This is a genomic window from Anaerostipes butyraticus (assembly GCF_016586355.1).
Taxonomy (GTDB): domain Bacteria; phylum Bacillota; class Clostridia; order Lachnospirales; family Lachnospiraceae; genus Anaerostipes; species Anaerostipes butyraticus.
In genome coordinates this window covers 1-22,638 of record NZ_BLYI01000047.1, presented here as the reverse complement: position 1 = coordinate 22,638, position 22,638 = coordinate 1, and the positions used below count along the sequence as shown (strand labels likewise).

At 32.8% G+C, this 22,638-nt stretch carries 16 protein-coding genes, 2 pseudogenes and 2 CRISPR repeat arrays; of the genes and pseudogenes, 3 read left to right on the top strand and 15 right to left on the bottom strand.

From position 1 onward, the window contains the following. Positions 1 to 211: 211 nt before the first annotated feature. Positions 212 to 1,482: direct repeats of the CRISPR family, unit length 30 nt; unit sequence ATTTAAAAACATCTTATGTTATTGTTCAAC. Between the two features lie 163 nt (positions 1,483 to 1,645). The 11 genes from cas2 to JMF81_RS11200 all read right to left on the bottom strand — a co-directional run bounded on the left by cas2 (position 1,646) and on the right by JMF81_RS11200 (position 16,470). Beyond that, a complete protein-coding gene (gene cas2 / locus JMF81_RS11250; protein ID WP_201311546.1) occupies positions 1,646 to 1,936 on the bottom strand; it encodes a CRISPR-associated endonuclease Cas2 in 291 nt (96 codons plus the stop codon). After that, entirely contained in the window at positions 1,937 to 2,935 is a 999-nt protein-coding gene (gene cas1b / locus JMF81_RS11245; protein ID WP_201311545.1) for a type I-B CRISPR-associated endonuclease Cas1b, read from the bottom strand. 15 nt (positions 2,936 to 2,950) lie between these two features. Next, positions 2,951 to 3,442, bottom strand: coding sequence for a CRISPR-associated protein Cas4 (locus tag JMF81_RS11240; protein ID WP_201311544.1), 492 nt, complete (start codon positions 3,440 to 3,442; stop codon positions 2,951 to 2,953). Between the two features lie 41 nt (positions 3,443 to 3,483). Further along, positions 3,484 to 6,018, bottom strand: a complete 2,535-nt coding sequence (gene cas3, locus JMF81_RS11235; protein WP_201311543.1) for a CRISPR-associated helicase Cas3' — start codon at positions 6,016 to 6,018, stop codon at positions 3,484 to 3,486. Continuing rightward, positions 6,005 to 6,706: a type I-B CRISPR-associated protein Cas5b gene (cas5b, locus tag JMF81_RS11230; protein ID WP_201311542.1), complete on the bottom strand. Its 702-nt coding sequence runs from the start codon at positions 6,704 to 6,706 to the stop codon at positions 6,005 to 6,007. The genes cas3 and cas5b overlap by 14 nt, the downstream gene beginning before the upstream one ends. Positions 6,707 to 6,708: 2 nt before the next feature. Then, positions 6,709 to 7,656 carry a type I CRISPR-associated protein Cas7 gene (locus JMF81_RS11225; RefSeq protein WP_330611515.1) on the bottom strand — a complete coding sequence of 316 codons (948 nt, stop codon included), beginning with the start codon at positions 7,654 to 7,656 and terminating at the stop codon, positions 6,709 to 6,711. A 16-nt stretch (positions 7,657 to 7,672) separates the two neighbouring features. Continuing rightward, positions 7,673 to 9,454: a type I-B CRISPR-associated protein Cas8b/Csh1 gene (locus JMF81_RS11220; RefSeq protein WP_201311541.1), complete on the bottom strand. Its 1,782-nt coding sequence runs from the start codon at positions 9,452 to 9,454 to the stop codon at positions 7,673 to 7,675. A gap of 15 nt (positions 9,455 to 9,469) precedes the next feature. Continuing rightward, positions 9,470 to 10,165: a CRISPR-associated endoribonuclease Cas6 gene (gene cas6, locus JMF81_RS11215; RefSeq protein ID WP_201311540.1), complete on the bottom strand. Its 696-nt coding sequence runs from the start codon at positions 10,163 to 10,165 to the stop codon at positions 9,470 to 9,472. A gap of 719 nt (positions 10,166 to 10,884) precedes the next feature. Continuing rightward, positions 10,885 to 12,424: a CRISPR direct-repeat array (repeat unit 30 nt; unit sequence ATTTAAAAACATCTCATGTTATTGTTTAAC). 225 nt (positions 12,425 to 12,649) lie between these two features. Next, positions 12,650 to 13,219: a sce7726 family protein gene (locus JMF81_RS11210; protein ID WP_201311539.1), complete on the bottom strand. Its 570-nt coding sequence runs from the start codon at positions 13,217 to 13,219 to the stop codon at positions 12,650 to 12,652. Between the two features lie 91 nt (positions 13,220 to 13,310). Then, positions 13,311 to 14,411, bottom strand: a complete 1,101-nt coding sequence (locus tag JMF81_RS11205; protein ID WP_201311538.1) for a hypothetical protein — start codon at positions 14,409 to 14,411, stop codon at positions 13,311 to 13,313. Continuing rightward, positions 14,404 to 16,470, bottom strand: a complete 2,067-nt coding sequence (locus tag JMF81_RS11200) for an AAA family ATPase (RefSeq protein WP_201311537.1) — start codon at positions 16,468 to 16,470, stop codon at positions 14,404 to 14,406. The genes JMF81_RS11205 and JMF81_RS11200 overlap by 8 nt, the downstream gene beginning before the upstream one ends. Before the next feature lie 525 nt (positions 16,471 to 16,995). Between JMF81_RS11200 and JMF81_RS16930 the strand changes: the two genes are divergently transcribed. The 3 genes and pseudogenes from JMF81_RS16930 to JMF81_RS11190 all read left to right on the top strand — a co-directional run. Further along, entirely contained in the window at positions 16,996 to 17,148 is a 153-nt protein-coding gene (locus JMF81_RS16930) for an IS66 family transposase (protein WP_378171631.1), read from the top strand. Between the two features lie 176 nt (positions 17,149 to 17,324). Next, a pseudogene (locus tag JMF81_RS16925) lies at positions 17,325 to 17,768 on the top strand (IS66 family transposase). After that, positions 17,767 to 18,156 (top strand): annotated as a pseudogene (locus tag JMF81_RS11190) (IS66 family transposase); the annotation flags it as partial. The pseudogenes JMF81_RS16925 and JMF81_RS11190, both read left to right, overlap by 2 nt. A 182-nt stretch (positions 18,157 to 18,338) precedes the next feature. Here JMF81_RS11190 and JMF81_RS11185 read toward each other — a convergent pair. The 4 genes from JMF81_RS11185 to JMF81_RS11170 all read right to left on the bottom strand — a co-directional run bounded on the left by JMF81_RS11185 (position 18,339) and on the right by JMF81_RS11170 (position 22,472). Next, on the bottom strand, positions 18,339 to 19,055 hold the full coding sequence (locus JMF81_RS11185) for a hypothetical protein (RefSeq protein WP_201311536.1): 717 nt from the start codon (positions 19,053 to 19,055) through the stop codon (positions 18,339 to 18,341). Between the two features lie 786 nt (positions 19,056 to 19,841). Further along, positions 19,842 to 21,320, bottom strand: a complete 1,479-nt coding sequence (locus JMF81_RS11180) for a glycosyltransferase family 2 protein (RefSeq protein ID WP_201311535.1) — start codon at positions 21,318 to 21,320, stop codon at positions 19,842 to 19,844. 36 nt (positions 21,321 to 21,356) lie between these two features. Continuing rightward, positions 21,357 to 21,893: a hypothetical protein gene (locus JMF81_RS11175; protein ID WP_201311534.1), complete on the bottom strand. Its 537-nt coding sequence runs from the start codon at positions 21,891 to 21,893 to the stop codon at positions 21,357 to 21,359. Positions 21,894 to 22,031: 138 nt separating this feature from the next. Continuing rightward, entirely contained in the window at positions 22,032 to 22,472 is a 441-nt protein-coding gene (locus tag JMF81_RS11170) for a hypothetical protein (protein WP_201311533.1), read from the bottom strand. Positions 22,473 to 22,638 lie beyond the last annotated feature (166 nt).

The window sequence follows — 22,638 nt, the reverse complement described above, 5'->3', positions numbered from 1 at the left end:
GTTTTTTCCCAAAATAGAATAACCCCTCATAAATTTATGATAAAATTGGAATGTTGAATATTACTTGCCATACCTACTTAATAAAAATGGCACCTATATGATAACATATCATCTGCATTCTTTTGCAAATATTTTTCAGATTACAAAAACCAACAATAGATTAATATCGTAATAATTAATAATTTCATCAGAATTTATGGTATTGCTACTTAAATGAAAACATCTTATGTTATTGTTCAACAGAGATTATTCAGCAAGCACAGGAAGAAATGTAACATTTAAAAACATCTTATGTTATTGTTCAACCGTCCTCGCCGTCAATGTCGCAAGCCATTAAAATTATTTAAAAACATCTTATGTTATTGTTCAACTAATACTCTCTGTCATAGTTTTCCCGCTCAATATCTATTTAAAAACATCTTATGTTATTGTTCAACCGAGCCACGGGATAGATGCAGATGGATGGGTTACGAATTTAAAAACATCTTATGTTATTGTTCAACGCGGAAACCGGACTTTTGGCACAGCCGGACAAGGAATTTAAAAACATCTTATGTTATTGTTCAACTATGTATTACATAGGAAGTATTTCACAAGTTGAATTATTTAAAAACATCTTATGTTATTGTTCAACAAGAATAAGGATAAACCTCTCCATACCGTACAGATATTTAAAAACATCTTATGTTATTGTTCAACTTTGTCTCCCTTGTCACCTTTTTCTCCTTTCAGAGCATTTAAAAACATCTTATGTTATTGTTCAACTTGTCCAGTCGTGGGAGCTGAAACCGGCACAGCCATTTAAAAACATCTTATGTTATTGTTCAACCAAGATATCAGGAAGCATCCTACTTAAAAGTAGAATTTAAAAACATCTTATGTTATTGTTCAACGGTTTAGAGCAGATAACAACCATCACAAAGGCGTTATTTAAAAACATCTTATGTTATTGTTCAACTTGCAACAGGCACATTAGTAGAAAACCTTGGAACACATTTAAAAACATCTTATGTTATTGTTCAACCGTGATAATCGAAGATAATGACGAAAAGGTCATTTCATTTAAAAACATCTTATGTTATTGTTCAACATTTTGTAATATCTCAATCTGATAATTACTTGTTTCATTTAAAAACATCTTATGTTATTGTTCAACCAAATAACATTTCTTTTCCATGGCAATCTGGGGAATTTAAAAACATCTTATGTTATTGTTCAACGCATAAAGGAGTATTAAATGGAATATACAATCATATTTAAAAACATCTTATGTTATTGTTCAACTCCCCACCAGTATCATCATTTGTACCCCAAGCCAAGAATTTAAAAACATCTTATGTTATTGTTCAACGCAGATAGAATTGCTAAAAAATGCAACTAAAGGAAATTTAAAAACATCTTATGTTATTGTTCAACTAAACTTCTCCTTCAAACATGTAGTGAGCGTATGGCATTTAAAAACATCTTATGTTATTGTTCAACCAACGGAAAATCGTCCTTTTTTCTTTTTGCTGCTTCATTTTTCCTTATATTATCGCTATTTTCGCAACTTTTACCAGCTATTCACAAAAAACTTCTTTCTGGCAGAAACCTCGTATTTTCAGGCCTTTCCTGTGATTTTTCTTTTTTCAGCTGGTAAATTTCTTTATATTATTAAGTCTTCACCTGTATTACCTGATGGATTCCCTAATATCTCCTCACCGAATACATTGTCATTTACTAATTTAATAATACATATAAAATCCTCCTCTTCTACTATGACTTTTTTTAATTCTTCTTTTAGCTTGATCAAGTTAGATGGCGTCAATTCTCCTCGAAATACTGAATATTGAAAATGAGACAAATACTTTTTACATACTTTAAACACTTTCTGCACACGCTTTTCTCCAACATCATAAAATAAGAATGCGTAATTATAATTTTTTTGTCTTCTCATTTATATTTTCTCCTTTAATGAAAAAGGCTTAAATTCTTTATTCTCCAAAATATTTTTAATTAATTTATAACAATCTAATTTTATAGCTGTCCGGTATGATACCTTCCTGCGTAATTTAGGATGAACAAACGTTGATTCCATTCTCTCCTCAAAAGCTTCTATAAATATCCTTCTGCCTTCATCATTCAAAATACAATAATTCAATTCCTTATTGAAATGATTTTCAACTTTTATCTTTCTATTATTCACTAATTCAAAAATAGTTCGAAATACTATCACTGGCTTAAACACCTCACTCATATCTAAACTTAAAGAAAATCTTCTCTCAGCTGGCTGATGCAAATAACTGATTCTTTGATCCAGATGTGTTCTATAAATTGCAGAAATAGTTTTGGCATATAACAAGGTATTGCCAAATGAAATCAGCGCATTAATCGGATTATCTGGAGGTCTTTTTACTCTTTTGGACATAATAAAATCTTCCGGTAAAAAATATTGAAATGATGCATAAAACTTTGCCCACAACTCGCCTTCATAACTCATAAGTTCTTCAATGGATTCTGCCTTTTCCACATTCCGATAAAATACCTTCGTAATCCAGTCTATTGTTATTTTTACTTCTTTTTTATCATGCTTATAATAATGATACAACACTTCTTTTATATTTTCTCCTATTCCCTTTACAATAGCTTTTGCAATTGGTAATCTTTGATTTTGGAACTTATCAACCTGTTTTATCAACAGCCTGCCACTCAAATATTGATCCCTGGGATAATAAGTCCCACTATAGTTTCCATAATAATTAAAAAAGTGTACAACCACATGATTTTTACTTAAAAAGTCCAAGAGTTTAGAATTAATAGTAATTTCATTCAGACAAAATATTTCTTTAGTATTCTCAATTGGAATATAAACATTTCTTCCATTTTTACGAAAGCATAATGAATTATCTTTTCTGGTTAATTCTCCCATTGTGGTTATGTAACGTGTACTTCCCATCTTATACCGCCTCCATCAAATATAACAATATTCATAATATGAACATTTTCGACAGCTGGTTTTATTTAATCGCTCTGGTATCTCCTCTGAATCAAGCAACATTTTTATTTCTTCGACATATCTCTGCAGCTCCTTTTCCTTGTCTGCTGTTAAATCTACAATTATTGTTTTTTTCTTCGACTTATTTTTTTCTATAAACTCTAATTTCCCTTTTCTTTTAATCCCTTTTTCTTTTAAAATTTTTAAGTAATATAAAAGCTGCCATGATGCCGCCTCTGCATCTGCATCCGATTTTTTTATTTCTACTAAAAAATTTTTTGTTAGTTTATCCAGCTTTATATTTTCTATCGCTATCTCATCACTATCTCTTTGTAAATTTCTCTCATGCAGTGCTTTTCCTACTTTTACAATTTCACTGTTATCTTCTAAATTAATCCGATTTCCGTGTAAATAGCATTGTCTTTTACAATGAAAATAGTAGTTCACTAATGTACCATTAATTTCCATCAGATACCGCTCCCTTCCCATGACAGCCAGTCCTCTTACTATTATAAAAACAAACTATTATGCTTCTCCAATTCTTCAAGATCTATTTTCCCATTTTCAAAAAATCTTTCTCCGTCCTTAATACAAAACAACTCTCCGATGTTATCATCACATGCCAGATTATAATTACGTTTTATTTGATATGTAAAATAGCTTAACTGACTTCTTGCAATTGATAATTTCACCTGCTTCTCTGCGTATGCCATATTAGAATTCATCAGCAAACTTTTATATCGTTCCCATACTTCTTCTCCATCCAGGTATGTGCCATCATCAAACATTAATTTTCTGCACACAACAATACTCATACTCCACTGATCATCTTCGATCAGCGCCATACGTTTGCTGACTTCCGGATAATTTAACCGCTGCACATCCTTATCAAAAAAGTAGTTCAATCCTTCTCTGTCTGTGCTCTCGTTTCTGTTGGATTTAAGAATCTCAAATACTTTTTCATAATACTCAGAAAAGTTTTTATCCATCAGAACCTTCTGCATTTCTGAATGCTTCAAAGTAAGTTCTTCTGTCATACGACAGTCATTTCGATAAATTCTCTTTGCCTCGTCCAAATGAAAGAAATATACTTTCCCTTCTTTCTTGTATGACCTGTTAATGCGGCCCAGGAACTGTTCTTCACTGTCAAGTTTGGAAATATTTTTGTATCCAATATCCATATCAATATCAACTCCTGCCTCAATCACCTGAGTCGCCACCAGAAGCATACCCTGTATTGACTTTTCTTTTATTGGCCTCAATATTTTTTCCCGTTCATACAAAGAATCATCTCCTGTAATACACTGAACTGGCACTTTTAATTCCTTGTGCTCAGACAAAAGATTATAAAATTTATAGGCTGATTTTTTTGTGATAAATTCAATCAAAATTTTTGATTTTGGATTCCCTTTTGCTGTTTTTATAACATGTTCCAACAATGTCTCCATCGCTAAGTTTTCTTTCAATAGTTCAAATGAAATTTCAGATACACGCTTTTGAAAAACCGGATGCTGAAAATAAATCCGGCTGTCCTTTAAAAGATACGTTACACCCGTATCATCCCCGCCCAGCTGTTCCAATCTCGGCAGCGTTGCTGACATAATGATAATTTTCATATTCATCAATTCAGCGCAGGCTTTCAGCATTATCATAATCTCTGTCCATATTTCATTCCTATAACTTTGAATCTCATCCAAAACGATAATCGCCTGTGACAGCTGAAAAAATCCAAATATATCTTCTTTCCTGCTGCCGAATAGTAAGTTAAAAAAACTGACGTGTGTCGACAGAATAAATGGATAATCCAAAAACTGACGATCCAGCAAAGATTTTTGATAATATTTTTCAGAGTCATCTGTATTTTCCTGTTCCTCTGCAATCGGAGTCAAAGAATTCACGACTACAATCTGTTTCTGCAAATCTTTATCCGGGAAAAGCTTTTGCAAAGTTTGTTTTGTCTGCTCCACCAGTGTATTAAACGGATATATATACATTAATTTATTCTCGCCTTTCATCAGCTGAAAACTGGCATTAATAGAAATATTGGTTTTCCCGCTCCCTGTCGGTGCCTCCAGGAAGAAAACCGACTGATCCTGATGATCTTTTAAAACATTTTCAACATCCAGGAATATTTCACTTCGCAAATCATTCATTTTTTTCATCTGAAAGCTATCGTCTTTTGCAGAAGAATATTGTTCTCTTTCATATTTTCGAATGGATTTTAAAATTTCAGATTTTTCATAAGCTGATTGAAATTTATCGATCGAACACCCCTTTCCTATATCCTGCAGTTTCATATCTTTTGTAAACTCTGTTGTCGCATAGTAATCACATGCGACTAACAGAGAATACACCATACGATAATAAAAATATTTTGCGCATTCCTGCTCTCTCGACAGTTTATTTCTTCCTTTATAAATCCTGTCATTTAATACTTTTTCTATCGTATGATCTTCCAGACATCTCAGTCCTTTGAATCCCGGAATACGATTCTGTTGTAATGCCAAAATAATTTCTTTTGCTTCCAGGCCTTTCAGCTTCTTTATATATGTCTCGAATTCATTTAAATTCCCATGATGCCTTGAAATGATAAAAGCATGTTCTGCTGCCAGGATCTTTAATTGTTTCTTCTCCCTCTTTTCAAGGGAATATTCCTCTATTTTATCCCAGAAATAATCAATATACAGAATCGATGAAAGCAGCGAATGTTCCGTCCCGCAGGCTGTCTCACAATCATCCGGTATATCCGGATTCTGCATCTTCCGCTTTTGAAACAAAGGATTGCATTTTCCCAGATCATGAAACACAATCATTTGAAACAGCAAATCCTGCAGGAATGTATCAATAAATTCGCTATCATGAAAGTTGAGCATCCTGCCGAATCGATGGACCACAGCACCCAGTTTTTTCTGATCATATATTTTCCTAAAATAATATTCACATCTTTCTATATGTTCTTCTAATAATTCCTTCTTAGAATCCTTCTTATGTGCATATATCGGATACTCATTTGCCAAAACTGTCTTTAATTCAATAAAACACAATATTTTTTCCTCCATCCTGATAAACCGGAACCTTCGCAGCAATGACTTCTGCATCTGTAAGCACAAACTTTTTCATCTGATACTGATTGGTTCTTTCCGTCAGAGCAGACGGCAGATACTCCTCATAGCGATATAATGCATCGTCCCAGTCGAACTCCAGATCATCAGCCGGCGCCAGACTATGAATTCTTTGATTTTCTGCTTCCGTTTTCTCTATTGAAAGAATCTCCACGTTTTCTATTACAGCAGGATGATCATTTTTTCCTAAATACGGCATATACACACATTCCCTGTTTTTTATCATATCTGCCAATTTGAGGCTTTCATCACTATTTAAGCTTACATAAATAGTCCATTTAGGATTCTCCAGCCACTGTTCCCTTACAATCAGATTCCCTCCCTGCTCCTGTGAAGCATATCCAACTGAATTGTTAAAATTTTGAAATTTTTTATCAAACACACCTCTTTCTTCTCCTGGGATTATCGAAACTTTCAAGTGCTGCAGACGCTCATAATATTCCGGATACACATCATATCCGTTGTTGTATCCTTTATACCCCATAATTGCTCCAAATATTCCAAGCAGCACTGGTTTATGGATATTTCCATAGGTAAAATAGCACAGATTCACTTCCGGAGATTTAAAAAATGCTGTTTTTCCTTTTAAATCAAACTTTAATACCCGCATGCTCATACCTCTTTTCGTGTGATAATGTCGTAATATACCGCTCCTTTCAGGTTATGATCCATCTCTGTTGTTGCAGGGTTATAATAAATTTCTATTGAATCAATTCGATCTCCCAATTCTTCTGCCAGATCATTTAAGTCTAAACGAATGAGATTCTTTCCTTCCCGCCGTTCAAACCGAAGATAGCTCGTCAAATTCGGAAGATATAACTTCGGGTCCGTTTCTATAAATAATGCAAATTCATTTTCACAACCCTCTTTTGCATTAGTGGCAAATGCCGTTGCTGCTACGCAGGCTGCTTCTTTAAACTTAAGATAATCTTCTTCCGTATATCCCTCCGTAACTCCCATTTCCATAAATTCCTTATATGCCAGAGGATTGATCACAAAAGGATAAAAATAATGGGCTTCATCACTTACAATCTTGGTACCCAATGTTGAATTTTTTGCCTCACCGTCTTTTTCCGTTGCTTTCGTTGCATCACGAAACGGTGACAGGATTGACTGTTCCTGTGGAAATGTTTCATCATACAGATTGAATCCCTGGCCAAATTGTACCGCTCCTGTGATTGAAATATTATTGCCGGACTCTGCAAATGTGGCTCCAAAATTCTTTACGTCCACAGCCTGAAATAAGTTTTTCAGTACTTCCTGCGTATCTTTACATTGTTTCAAATCTTCTACCTGAAACAAAAATTCATAACGTTCCTTTAAACTCCGGGGAATCAGCCGAATCTCTCCCTTTTTCCCCTGTTCCAGTCTCATAGATTTAATATAGACAACTTTCTCTCCCTGTTCCTCCCACATTTTTTTCATTGGATATTTCAAGGCTTTATCACTTCCATATGTCTCTCCGCTGGACGTCGTTTTTGGATATCCATCAAAACCTGCATTCCAATTTGCCATAATAGACGAAATTCCTAAGATTCCATATACACGTTTTTTCATCATCTCAAATCCCTCCTAATTACTGTTTTTCATTCTTTTCATAAATCAATGATCTCGCCGTGAAACCTGCCATAATATATTCTGTCAGTATCTGTTCTGGTTCATAAACCATTAAGTGTGAAAGCAGCTGTTCCTCTCTCCCATTATTGGTATGCGTAATACTATGATTGTATTTTTTGTATAACTGCTCTAATCTCATTTTTATCACATCCGCGCTTTTCGCATTTAAATATGGATTAATAAACGCATCGGTCTTATTTTTCATTTTACTTAACGACAGCATATAACTGACTGCCTGTCCAATGGCATAACAATATTCTGCATCCGATGAGAATTCCCACTCAGTATCTACATCAGAATTAATATGTTCCCTTAATAACTGTCTGCAATCTTTCATTCTTTCTCCTATCTTCCTTTCCGGATTTAAATATTCCAGCAGAGACCACCGCAAATTGAATTGATGATTTGCCAGCAGCATTCTCTCCCTTCGAATGGAATTTTTGATCAATTCCAAAGAAAACTTGTCAAACACCATTTCGATCCGATTTTTTTCTCCCTGCCAGAACCATAATGCTAATGTATCTCTATTTTCCAGTATACATCGTTTCAAAACCGGCTCATTGATACTCATATCCTTCGCATCTGTATAGAAGTTATATTTCAGTTTCCCTGCAAAGAAAATATCATCTATAACACTCTTAAGCTCCCATAATGTTCCTATATTTATCTTTTCAACTTTTGACACCGGATATTTTTCGATGATTTCATCTGGAATTCTCATATAATTTTTCAGCTTAAACATCGTATCCAACTTGGATTTATAATCGCATAGCGCCGCTCCGGAAATAATCTCCGCTTCATTTTTTCCTTTTCTGCACTTAAGATAATATCCACCCAGCATGCTTCCCGGTTCTTCCGTATCTGAATAAGAACGAATTTCCGGTTCTTCCTCATCCGTATCGATATATATGTTAGTCCGTCCCTGCGATACCTGGCCCATCAAATAGTCAAAAAATTTCGCCTGCAGCAAGACATCCTCTTGATTCAATAAATAAGGAACCTTGACTTTCCTTGTCTTATTTTCCAAAAAAGGCTTTTTGCTGTTCATTCCCATATTATTATTAGGAAGTCCCTTGATTCCTTCTTCTTCCTCTTCATTAAAATCATTGCTGTTGTAAATATTGGGAATCAGATAGCGTTCATTTTCCGTCTCATAATACTGTTTCGTTTTCTTTGGATCAGGAAAAATAAAAAATAATTTGACATAATCTTTTGAATCCAGATCAATTCCTTCCCAGATGTCATGTGTCATAACATAATGCTTTATCTTATTTAATGTTTCCAAATCGGGCTGGCCGATTCTTTGCTCCACCTCTTCATACAGTCTTCTGGCTTTTCGCTTTTTCTCATATTTCTGAATAGGATTTTCCAGAATTTCATAGTATTTCTCCAGAATCTCCCGGGTCAATTTCCCTTCTGAAATGCTGTTCTTTTTCACCGCCAGAGAAAGATAATTGTTCGAATGTATTACTTTTTTTGGATCGACTGGTTTATTCATGACAATCAATTTACTATTGTAATCCAATTCACGAATCAGCAGGTAGGAGGCATCATTTTTTCCAACCATCTCCTGTTTCTTCCTGTCAAAATAAAGATCCAGTGTTTTTATGATCTTCCATTCATCCTCATCCATCTCTATGAGACGATATGTCCCGGGTTTCGGGATGTGTGAATCCAGCACCAGTCTTCCCGACTCTTTCTCCAATGAACGTCCAAAAACTTCCATAGCTTCTTTCAGCACAACTCTCACCTCCCCTTATCTCTGCATATACTGATAATTCATGAAGCCGTTTCCTCGGGAACCGCCTTCGCCAATTCCTACTCCCAAAGCCAGCTGTGCCAGCATTTGTGCTTTTGGATTCGGCGCCACATGAAAGCATATCTTATCTCCCAGCAGGCAGATGTTTTTATATGGAAGTTTGATTGGTTTTTTATTCTTAAACTCCATTAAATTACAAAATTCAAAATCATCTCCCAGTTCATTTCCAGTAAAAAACCGGTACTTCTTTATCAGATTGATTTTTAATCTTTCTTCGAACTCCGGAACTGTCATATGCCCTCTCCAGTATCCAAATTCCGGATTCTTAATTACAATCGGCGTAATGGAATAAATCTTTTCCAACAGCTTCTTGGGCAAAATCTTGATATCAGTGGATACCCCGGTAAATTCTTTTGTCTGCTGATAAGACAGATGCTCCATAAAATATTCTGCCATCTCCTGACTGATTGTCCGGATGCGAAACGCATATATCTTTCCCTGCTTATACACGCCATCTCCCTCAATCGGCCAAAGCATATCATGAACATAGTTTTTATATTCTTTACTGACATGATAATCCAGATAGTCTTTGGCTAATATAGAATCAATAAAATATGTGATCTTTTCCGGAATTTTAGGGTACATAATATCGCAGTTTAACCGCACCCGGATTCTGCATTCAAAAATAAACACATTTTCCTCCTTTCCGCATCGACTTAAGTTTTGTGTTTCCTTATGCCTATAGTTTATCACTCTCTATATCAATTGTCAATGATAAGGGATTGAATTATAATTGTGCACAAAAAAAGGCACTTTACTTAGTGCCTTACATCGTATGTTACGGTTTACTAAAACACAAATTCAATCCCTTATCATATTTAAAAACATCTTATATTATTGTTCTATTTGTGCTTTATTTCTTTTTTAATATATAATATTCTTTCAGATGTTTCAACTAAAACTTCCATTCTGAACCTTCATAAATCTATTTCTTTAAAATCAACACTGAAATTCTCATAAATCTCCGCCAGTACAATATTTTCAAAAGTATATTCTTCTACTGTTTCAATATATTCTTTAATTGCATAATTCAACTCAAAAACAAGCTGCTACTTTCTACCCGGCAACGCCATCATATACATCCAGCCATCAAACAATTCCGCTCTTTGACCTTTCTGGTAATTTGTAAATATCTTCTATTGTATAGATTTTTCTCTTCTGAAGTCATAGTCTGTTCATCCCCATATGCAATTTTTTCTTCTGCTTACATTATTATAAATGTATTTAGATACTTTTCTATTCTTTTGTAATACGTCTGTGACAGTATCTCTACTACTTCCAGGAATTTTCAGAGACAACGCATGTTGTTGTTTAACCAATGCCAACGTTCTGGTGGCAACAAAAAAAGACTTGTTTAAAAACATCTCATGTTATTGTTTAACTGCATATAAGTCATCCCGAACGCAGTCTGTGTTGATTTAAAAACATCTCATGTTATTATTTAACTTCCGAAAGAGCTGCTGGGGTTGGAGATAGACCATAATTTAAAAACATCTCATGTTATTGTTTAACACAAAATAGACGCTAATACAGATAAGATAGTAGGCGATTTAAAAACATCTCATGTTATTGTTTAACTTGCGTCAAACAATTTACTTAGAGTCAAGTCCGGGAATTTAAAAACATCTCATGTTATTGTTTAACCAGATTGAAATACCAGAAAATTATATACCGACAAAATATTTAAAAACATCTCATGTTATTGTTTAACCAGGCGCGCATGATATGTATAAGGCAGGAGAATACAATTTAAAAACATCTCATGTTATTGTTTAACCATGGTGCCGGACAACTCTTTCCGTTTACGTCCCAGATTTAAAAACATCTCATGTTATTGTTTAACGCTGTCAAAAAGATAATAGACAACGCCGGACTCATTTAAAAACATCTCATGTTATTGTTTAACACCTTTTTGGAATTAAGGCTGGAAGTAGCTGGACGGGATTTAAAAACATCTCATGTTATTGTTTAACGATTGATACATCGACTGATTCAATCACAAATAAAATATTTAAAAACATCTCATGTTATTGTTTAACATACCGGATGATCTGGAAGAAGCAACAGAAAAACATTTAAAAACATCTCATGTTATTGTTTAACTTGTACTCAGATGACCCAGAGGTCGTGGACGATAAATATTTAAAAACATCTCATGTTATTGTTTAACGTCCTGTGTATCAACCAGCTAATGGGCAACTAGTTTATTTAAAAACATCTCATGTTATTGTTTAACTCTTTCGCATATTGCAGATTGATTTCTGCTGCCGTCATTTAAAAACATCTCATGTTATTGTTTAACAGAAAGTGCGGTAGAAGTCCTTAAGAAACATCTGCAATTTAAAAACATCTCATGTTATTGTTTAACCTGTGTATATCTTACCGCCACCCTGCGCCTGCAAGCATTTAAAAACATCTCATGTTATTGTTTAACTTGGATTCATCACATCTTTATAGATAATCACTGGTATTTAAAAACATCTCATGTTATTGTTTAACCAGGTTACCGTATTTTTTAAATTCTAAAATTTTTCTATTTAAAAACATCTCATGTTATTGTTTAACTAGTTGCTTGTGTCTGTTTAGTATACTTTTCGTGATTTAAAAACATCTCATGTTATTGTTTAACAGGATGTTTGGTACGCAACAGTGATAAACAACTGATTTAAAAACATCTCATGTTATTGTTTAACTATAAAAGCCCTGCTTTTTTATTACGCATAATATTCATTTAAAAACATCTCATGTTATTGTTTAACGCCAGCATGAACGTAGGCCTGACAAAAGGACTGTGATTTAAAAACATCTCATGTTATTGTTTAACTTAGCGAACGGAATCATTCAGGCACTTCCAACTCTGATATTTAAAAACATCTCATGTTATTGTTTAACCAACGGAAAATCGCGCTTTTTTCTTTCTGATGCTTTCCTTTTCCGTGTATTCCCGCTGTTTTCGCAATTTTTACCAGCTATTTATGAAAAAATGTCTTTCTGGCAGAAACCACGTATTTTAAGGCCTTTTCTGTGATTTTCATTTTTTCAGCTGGTAAATTTTTTGTATTATTAAAGTTTTGTCACCTCTCTCTCTTCATTTCATATTCGCGCTTTCTCAGGATTCTAAACAGAACTTCTGAATTTAAATCTGCCGTATATGTTTCTGATTTTGCACCGTCGTAATTGTCCCTCGTCTCTGCAGGACATAAATACCCACCGACTTATTGTGAATGATTCTATTTTTTCTTTTAAATCATTCAATGATTCCTTACATGTCACAACCGCCACATGATCAAAGGCTTTATAGTAGTTATTGATTTGATTCTCCAGCCGGTCAAAATTATCTAATTCCGTTTTTATTTCATACACAACAGCTTTTCCATTAATTAAGATAAAATCTGCCTTGCAATCTGCAATTGGTAATTCTGTCAGTGCAGTGGTCGTATTCAAACTATGAACACCTAATAATAATTTATTTAATAATGTATTTTTATAATAATATTCATTTCTATATTGCTTCTTCAAAATATTATAAATCTCACAAATCAAATCATAATTCGATTTATTATCTGCAAATGTAATATATTCTTTTATCACCTTTTCATATGTAGAATCAAAACCTTTTTCAAAGCAGCATCGGAAAATATTCCTTGAAAAAACCTTGTTCAAATTATTATTCCTGCTATTTCCCATAATCTCACCTCACTGCTTTGGTATTATTTGTTTTCATATTAACATACTATTTAATACTTTTCTATTATAAGTGTAAAAAATTGTAAATTATTTATTCATATACACCAAGCTGCCTTAGCAAATCCATCCTTAATTTCCCTAAGGATTTTCTGGCATATATTTCTTCCGGTTCATCTCTGCCAAAGATCAATTCTTTAATATCTTTGATACCTTTGATGTCTTCACTTTTTTCTGATATAAACCTTTTAAGTTCTTCCATATAAGAATCATTATAAATCCACACTTTATCCAACAAGTCTTTCGCGTAACTGCTATGAAAATCATATAACTCATTAATTTTAAAAGTTTCCACCGAGTTATCAATCTTTGGATTATTTCCATGGTTTATAAGCTTTAATTCTGCTTTTTCACTCTTGCCAGAGCTTAATTCAATTAAATTCAAAATTTCAAATTCAGCTTCTTTACCATAACTTTCCTCATGTGGGAACACATGTGTCTGGCGGGTCGTATCCTTTTTCCCTTTTAGTTTACTGTTACAAACCGGACATGCTGGGACAAAATTGTAAAGGCATAAGGCGTACTGTGGATATCTGCTTTTTATATAAAAATGATCAATATCTGCTGCATTCCGTTCTTTTCCATACTTCATCGTATAATTCATATTACAATACGGACATACCGGAACATCCATTGCATTCAAAATACTATTTCTATCATCAGCATGAATCTTTCCATAATCAAAAGCTTTTTTTATTAATTGATACTCTGCACTTTCTGGAAAAGAATCATTTTCCTGCTGCCTTATTTCTGAAATCTTTTTTCCTTTATAACCCGTTTCTAAAATATCATACTCCTTTCCATATTCTTCTTTTGGATATTTCCGCAAAAATACTTTTATCTCCTCTGAATCTGTGTTTCCTGATAAAAGATTGTCAACTTTTATATTCCCATGCAGATAGATAAGGTCCTGATAGAAATTTCCTTCTTCGTTGAATTTATACTCATAGAAATTTTTTGACAATAAAAACGTTTTTATCTTTTCTTTTGTATCCAAAAAAATAGCATCATTCTTATATTTACATTGCAGTTGTTCTCCTTGGATTTCTTTCAGAACATTTTCTGATAGCTTTGAATATATATCGTCAATCACTTTCATTGTTGGCAAATCGCCCGGCAAAAATGTCTTAACCATTATTCTCTCCTTCCATATGGAGTTTTTCTATTTCTCGTTTATAATATTGGATTCTTTCATCGATTGATAAGTTTTTAGTCTTTTCATTTAACTTCTTTTTAAAATAATATCGAATAGTCTTCTCTCCAATAGAATTAATCACTGTCTCTAAAAATTGTATTACCTCTTCGCTGGTCTCTATCGTCCTTTTACTATCACCCTGGTCCGTCATTCCTATAAAAGAATTTATTATTTCCGCCGCTTCATTCAATTCATCTACATTCAAGCACTTTTCTACTAATTCCATAATCTTTATAGCATATTTCCCAAATGTAGAACTCAGAAAAAAGTTTTCTTTTAAAATTGTATGAATATTTTGTCCTAAAGTAGCTTTGGAAGCTGTAAATATTTCCGTCTTAGTTCCTCTTCGTTCAAGACAAATCACGTTATTGTTTTTAATATCTGATGCAATAAACGGAGAGTGACTGGATATCAAAATCTGAAATTGTTTATCATTATATGAATTTAATAAATCTATTAAATCATTAATTAAACATCGACACATTTCCGGATGCATATATCTCTCTATTTCATCAAATAAAAATATGTATTTCCTTTTATGTGGTGTTTTCACCATTATCTGATTATGGATTGCCGTAAATAATGCCAAGTTTGCTTCTTCTCCAGCACTCAGCCATAATATATCTACCGTCAAGAAATTTTCTAATATTGAAGGTAGATCTTCCTTAGCTTTGTTCAAATATTCATCGATACAATTATCAAAAAATTTTTTTATCTCAGGCGTCTTGATATTAGATTCTTTCTGAAATTTTATTTCCAATCCCTGAATTTTATATTCGAATTCTATATTATTCTTAAGAGCTTCCTTTAAGAAATCTTCAAAAGATTTTTCCACGATCATAAAATTGTCCAAATTAACATCTTTCTGGTTATAGTATTCATAAATACAGCCTATCTGCTTGTGATATATTTCCTTTAAATCATCGTATGTTTTTGCATTTTTATCAACACTTTCTATTGCATTAATACATTCTATTTGCTCATTATTTAATAGTCCTTCTTTAACAACCATACTTAAAATATAGTTAACATATTTATTCAAAAATGCCAAAACCATTTTTTGCTCCTCAGAAACTTCAGAAATTTCTTTTAAATAATATCTGTAATCTGGAATTGCTTCTTCGAGATTAAAACCAAGTTGTTCCTCATGATCGTTCCAAAATCTTTCTGCCATTTTAAGTCGCAAAATATATTTTTTATCATTGTAAATAGTATCTGTCCTTCGTTTCATTTGTTCTATCAAAAAATCAATCTTCTGAAAAAAAGAGACATCTTCCATCACTGATTCTATTCGCTTAACTGAAATAATATTTTCTTCTTCATCTCGAATATTAAATCTAAACAGATCTTTTTTCACAGAATTCTTGAAAAAAATAATAGAAGAATCCATTTCCGGACTGAACCCATCCATTTTATAATTCTGCGTATTATTGTACCAAATATTTTTATTGTCATCTATTTTAAATACACATGACATCCAGCCTTTTTCAATATAATAATCTATTCTTCTCCCAACTTCTTTATCTTCTCTGTCGAGCAAAATATCTCTATTTTCAAAAATCGAAGTATATTCCTCTGGACAGCAGGTTTCTAAAATGAATAAATCCTCATCTTTATCATCTTTTCCATAATAGTACACAAGGAAATATTTTGAAACAAACTTTCCTTCTTCTGCATTAATCATTTTGTCTCCTTTTGATAATATTTCTAACGGTTCATGCGGTTTTTCAGGTCTGACATATATTTCACCACGATTTTTCCTATCGTCTATTCTCTCTCCAATTAAAGACATAAAGGAAGTCTTCCCTGAAGCATTCTTTCCCAGGACTGCATTTATACCTAGAATATTCCCTGGGTAAATATCAAAATAATCCTTATTTCTTGTTATTGTTAAATCTTTCGTCTCAGCGTTATAGCTTACTTCAAATTTATTTGAAAAGGCACACTCCTGCTTTTCAAAAGTTCTGTACTTATCAATATAAATATAAATTAAGTCCATATCCGTTTTAAACTCCTTATCAATCACATACAAATGGTTAACTGCAACACATTATTATTCTACAAGATTTTCATTTTTAAAATCGGTCAAATTTTAGATCTGCTCAAATGTATTTTTATTATACCATGAAACAGTTATTTACTTTTAATATATTAAAAAAGAAGATAAACTATTTTTGTCTATCTTCTTTTCTTTCTGTTAATACGTCTAATTATCCTTTTACTAATTGAAAATTCTTTATTTCAAATGTTCCATTTATTTCTGTTATGTATTCTTCTGCTGTAAATACTGTAAAACATATTTGTTTTATATTTTTCCATACGCTCTCTGTACAATAATTTTGCATTTTGAAACTATATTTTTCAAACCTATTAGATGTTTTTACAAATTCATCTACTATTTTATCTATATTCTTATCTTTTATTTCCAGCTGTATTGCTTTTATACCGTCAGATGCTTTTATTTCAAATTCTATTTTTGTAAGTAAGCGCCAAATATTCTTGCGGATTTCCTGATCCTCAAGTTTTGCCTATAATCATAAAATCTCAGGTTCCGGCAGCTCTGGTTGGAAAAGGTCCTCCCTCAGCATCCACTGCTGCATGGACCATGTATCAGAAGTATACCAATGGACTTCCTCTTTACCGGCAGAAGAAGGACTGGAAACAGTATGGAGCCTAGATCAGCCGGACCATCCTTGACAATTGGATCATCTACTGTTCGCAGAACTATTTCCAGCTAATGTATGATTACTTCCACCTTGAGTTGCTAAAGGTAGCTTTGCAATGGCAGATGAACCCCGGGTTCATGTATTGAACAAGGAAGGGCGCCAGGTCCATGCCCAATCATTCATGTAGCTGTTCCGCGGCGAGAACAGACTTCCAGCGCTCATCCTGTATAGCTGTTCTCCAGCCAGGAGCGGCAGCCATATAAGGGAGTTCCCGGAAGGCTACAACGCATACCTGGAAACGGATGGATATCAGGAATACAACAATCTGCCTGGGATCCGGCGCTGCTCTTGTTGGGTGCATATCTGCCGGTACTTTATCGACGCCGTTCCCAAAGGAAAACAATATGACTACATCTAGCCTGCAGTGCAGGGAGTCAAGTACTGCAACCGGTTGTTTGCCATTGAAGACTCCATTAACAAAAAGTATCCCGGTGATTATGAAAAACGAAAGCAACTGCGTCTCGAAAAGGAAAAACCCGTTCTCGAGACTTTCTGGTCGTGGCTCGATCAGCAGAAACCCGTCCGGAATACCCGGATGGATAAGCAGTTGATTATGTCTCAACCGGCGTGATACGGCGGAGACCTATCTGGAAGACGGACGCTGCAGCTTTACCAATAATCTCAGTGAGAATGCAACCCGGGCATTTGCAGTAGGGCGGAAGAACTGGCTGTTCAGCAGTTGCATGAACGGAGCGAATGCCAGTGCGGTAGTCTACACAATGGTTGGGATGGCAAAAGCACGTGGGCTGAATATTTATGGCAATCTTAAATTTCTGCTGGAGCATCGGCCAAATAAAGATATAATCGATGAACAACTAGCAGAATTGACCCCTTGGAGTGAAAAAACTCCAATCTATCAAAAATCGCATGTGAATTATATTGAATTACTCCAACTCGCAAAAGGCTGGGGTAATTTTGTATCTGACCGCATTAATATTTGGCGCTTACGATTAAACTAGCACAATGGGTTGAATCACATATAAATAATCCACTTTTTGCAGAAACATCTTCACCAAGATATGAATATGTGATGGTTCTTCCGCCGTAATATGCCCTTATCCTTTATCAATCCACATGCTATCATGCGTTAACGCCATTAATTTTTCCCTCTTTCACTTTGCCATCCTTGTTTTGAATACTCCTATTCATTTTTAATATCACTAAATTTTCTTCTACTTTTCTTCAATATATTTTTAATATATGGAGGATACATCGTTTCTATATCCGCTAAATTTTTTTCCCATTCCTTGTTATTAATCTCGTTAAAAAATTTTTTACAATCATTTTCTATCCAAGAATATTGTCTTAAACAATGAAATAACATCAAAACCAGAAAAACTATTTGTAATAAATAGAAGATAATTAAAAAATTTAAAATATTTTTTGGAATTGAATCTGTACTTATTGCTACTTCAAAAAAATTATATGTAAAGTAGATAAAAATAACGAAGATACATGGAAATTGTCCAATAGAACCTATAAAAGAATAACCATTTGCATATACAAAAAAACTTTGCCATAAAAATAAAGGCTTTTCATGATTCCTATTTATCATATTTTCTAAATGTCGTTGATACGATTCTAGGCCTAATATTTTAATTGTATATTTTAAAATATTGTAAAAACTCAGGCAAAAGAAAAAAGGCAATAATAAAAATAATATTTCTTTTACTTGATTATCAGCAATATTCAATATATAGTATACAATTAATGCATATACACCCAATGGGATTGACACAAAAGAAATAAATCCTTGCTGAATTGAAATAATTTCATTCTGTAAATATTTCAATTGCTCTAATATTAACTTTTCTTCTTTTTCAGTTAACATACTCCCAATACTTATTTTATCTCTCATTTCTTAATATTCTCCCCAAACATTCTTAATTACTAATTTCATATTTTTCTTCATTTTCTATAAATCATACTCTTACATTACATAATACAATTTTAGCCCTCCAACATATATAAAAAGCCGCACACTGTTTTTAATCCAATCTCGTTGATTTCTAGAAGTTTATCCACATATGAACCCTTGTTAATCTTTTCTTCAATCCTTTCCACTCCCAACCTTCTGATCTCCAATGGAAATTTTGCCTCCTTAAGTACTATCAGCCTGTTTACTGCATTCAATTTACCATAAACGTCTTTAATTTTAAAAAAGTAGATACTAATCTACCATACGACCCGGTTCTGGATACGTGTAATCTCTCCTTAAGACTGGAATTGTAGATTTGGCAAGTTTCAAATCTATGCATAAATCCCTGTAGAGATATACGGTTAAGAGAATCTTCCATGCTTACTGTCAGCAGAATTTTTGAATACTCATAAATTACACCAGTCGATTGCTCTTACATAATGTGAGTCTCACTTCCAACATTAATCCCAAGAACTAAGGTTTTTTCTGTAATAGATACAATTTTTTCGTTTTATGTGTTATACCTCATTTCAGATACCTTTCATGAAATTCCAGCTTAGACTTGAGCTTTTCAATGAACATCAGGATATTTTTATAATTCGGTATTATCTTGATATTCGCAAATGTGCGGTTTTCTGCATTAATCACTGATTCCATTACACATAAAGTATAATTTGTACTCTGGACATCCATGCTAATTTTTATTATTCTATACTTTCCAAATTTTTAGTCTAATCCTATTAATTGGTAAAATAATTTTCGATATTCCTTCATCTCGGGATATTTACTCAACAAATATTTTGCATTATCAACAATTTCTTTTACATCTTCACCACTCTCATGAGTAAGATGTAATGCCAAAAAACCTTCTTTTCGTGGTACAATCAATCGGTTTCCCCGTAAAAAAATTCTATATGTAAAATCAATATCTTCTTCTCCCCATCCAGAAAAATTCTCATCCCATTTCCCCACTACTTTACAAATATTCATAGGAACAAAAAGAAAATATGACCCCAGATACAAAAAATTAGTAGTAATTTCCTTTGCAACTTTCATTGAATGTTCTGCACTCCAATAAAAAAGATGTGACGGCTGACTATAATTATCTCTTGCAAGAAATATATTTGTTATATACTTAATTTCATTTTTTGACAAAGCCTTATCTAAATCGATTCGCGGCATCCCAAAAACAACATCTTTATTTGCTTGAAATAATTGATATGATATTTGAATACATTTTGGTGCAATTAATGTATCTCCATCACAAAAACATATTGCTTCTACTTCTTTCATCTTTAAAACATAGTCCATTAAAATATTTCTAGCATGTGCTCTGTCTACGCTAATTTTTGAAAGAAAAAATTTACATTTAAATGAAAATGATTTTTTCTTCAACTTTCTTACATTTGCATCAGAAGTATATATTAAAACATATTTGGGTAAAAAAGTTTGAACTTCGATAGCTAATAGCACCGCCTCTATTCTTTCATAATCCGTTTCTGTTGCAACAATACACATGCATATTGGCACTTTTTTTAAATATTTCCCTTTATTTTGATTTCTTTCCACTAAAGCGGAAACTTGCATTGTATCTAATACTTCTATATTATATAAACCTATTTTTTTATCCAATGAAATCTTATATTCTTCTGTTTTAAGAAACAAATATTTATACACATGATTTTCTAATAAAGATTCCATTACTTTTTCTGAAATTGTAATTCGATTAGTATCTAATTTCGTTCTCTTTTTATGTTCCATTTTGCTTGCATAATTCAACACAAGCCCATTCCATAATCCACTTATTGGATTTGTTTGAACTTCTCCTTTTTCAAGACAAACCCTAAACACAATTTGCTTGAACTCATCCGACCAAACGCAAAATTTTTTCCATATATTCAAAAAATTAATACCAAATTCTACTGCACTTTCCGCTGTGGAAAGTCCTAACTCCTCTGAGAAAAAGAGCAAAGCACCATCACCTGTGAATTGAATAATATGAGCCATATTTTTATAAGGTTCAAAAGCATACATTATAGCCTGATACATTTTTTCAACAATCTGAAACGTTGCAATTTGGTTTCGTGAAAGATTTCCTCCTTGCTTATTTTTTTCTATTTCAATAAATTTTTTTGTTGAGCTACACATATCAATTGAAACCGCAACCCCTTGCAAAGGTACGATACCATTCTTCACCTTTTTCATAGTTCTAATCTCCTCATTAACAATACTCTAAAATATTCATAAGGCAGTAACTATAATAAAATAGAGTATTGCTGCACCGAAAACATATTTGACAGCAACATTGAATAAATATATTTTTATTGTCGCAACTGTTGATACTTCGATTATCTGTTTCAGATAATCTTCTTCTAGCTGAATATTTTCAAAATGTACTCCTTTTTTCTCTAACATCCTAATATATTTTTCAACTGAATCTTGTATCCCTATCTTACTATATGTAGCTACAAACACTGACTGATAAAATACACTATTATTTGCATATTTACAGTACTTTTGGTAACACTTTTCCTTAATATACTGAGATCTGTTTAAAAATGGAATAAATGAAATAATGTTAATCAAGCTGCCCCCAAAAGCTATAATTAATAAAAAGGTATTTTCCACTAGCGGTTCATTGAACCAATCTTTCTCCGAAACTAGAGAAATTAAAATAGCTGTCCACACTGCAAATAGTCCAGCATGCTTTACTTCTGCAAACTTTAACCACTCCGATACATCTTTATAAATATACTGTATTTCCTGCATTGCACTCATTTTCATCACCTTTTTCTTGTAGAAATGTATCTTAATTTAAAATTTTGTTATTAGTTATTAACAAATATTTATATATTGAAAAAATCATTAATATGAGATGATATTCTTTCGTTTTTTAAAATAAATTTATTATTTCTTCTACCCTCTATATGTTTTAAATGATTTTTCTATATGAGTTGTATAATCATACACATTATTATATATCTCACCTTGATCTTCTGGAAAAACCAGTTCAACATACACAATGGTATTCTCTGATGTAATAATACATTTCTTATATCTATAAACATTTGCTATCTTCATTGATATTGCATACCAATGCTCTTTTTCCATTCTATCATCTTTATAAAAAATAGTGCCATTCTCATACATTTTAATATACTCTTTAAGAGAGAATTCTGTCGGTATATCCTTATCAAAATATCTAGCACATATTTTGATAGTCGCTCTTTTATCCAATGCAACATACTGTTTATCTTCTTTTGTTGTATTTGGCTGAGATTTAAATGTAGACGGAATATCTATTTGATATTTAAATTTTTCATCTGTATATGTTTCAAAAGTCGGTATTTCGAACAATTCATCTGGTGTTTCTGTTTTGTTGTGGTCAAGCGTTTTTGTAACACTTGTGGCTAAAAAATATCGATTTATGCAATTCGAGCTTGATATGGTGTTTGATACCCATTGAAACTATGTGGGCGCACATGATTATATGTGACATATGCAAATTCCTCCACCATCTGAT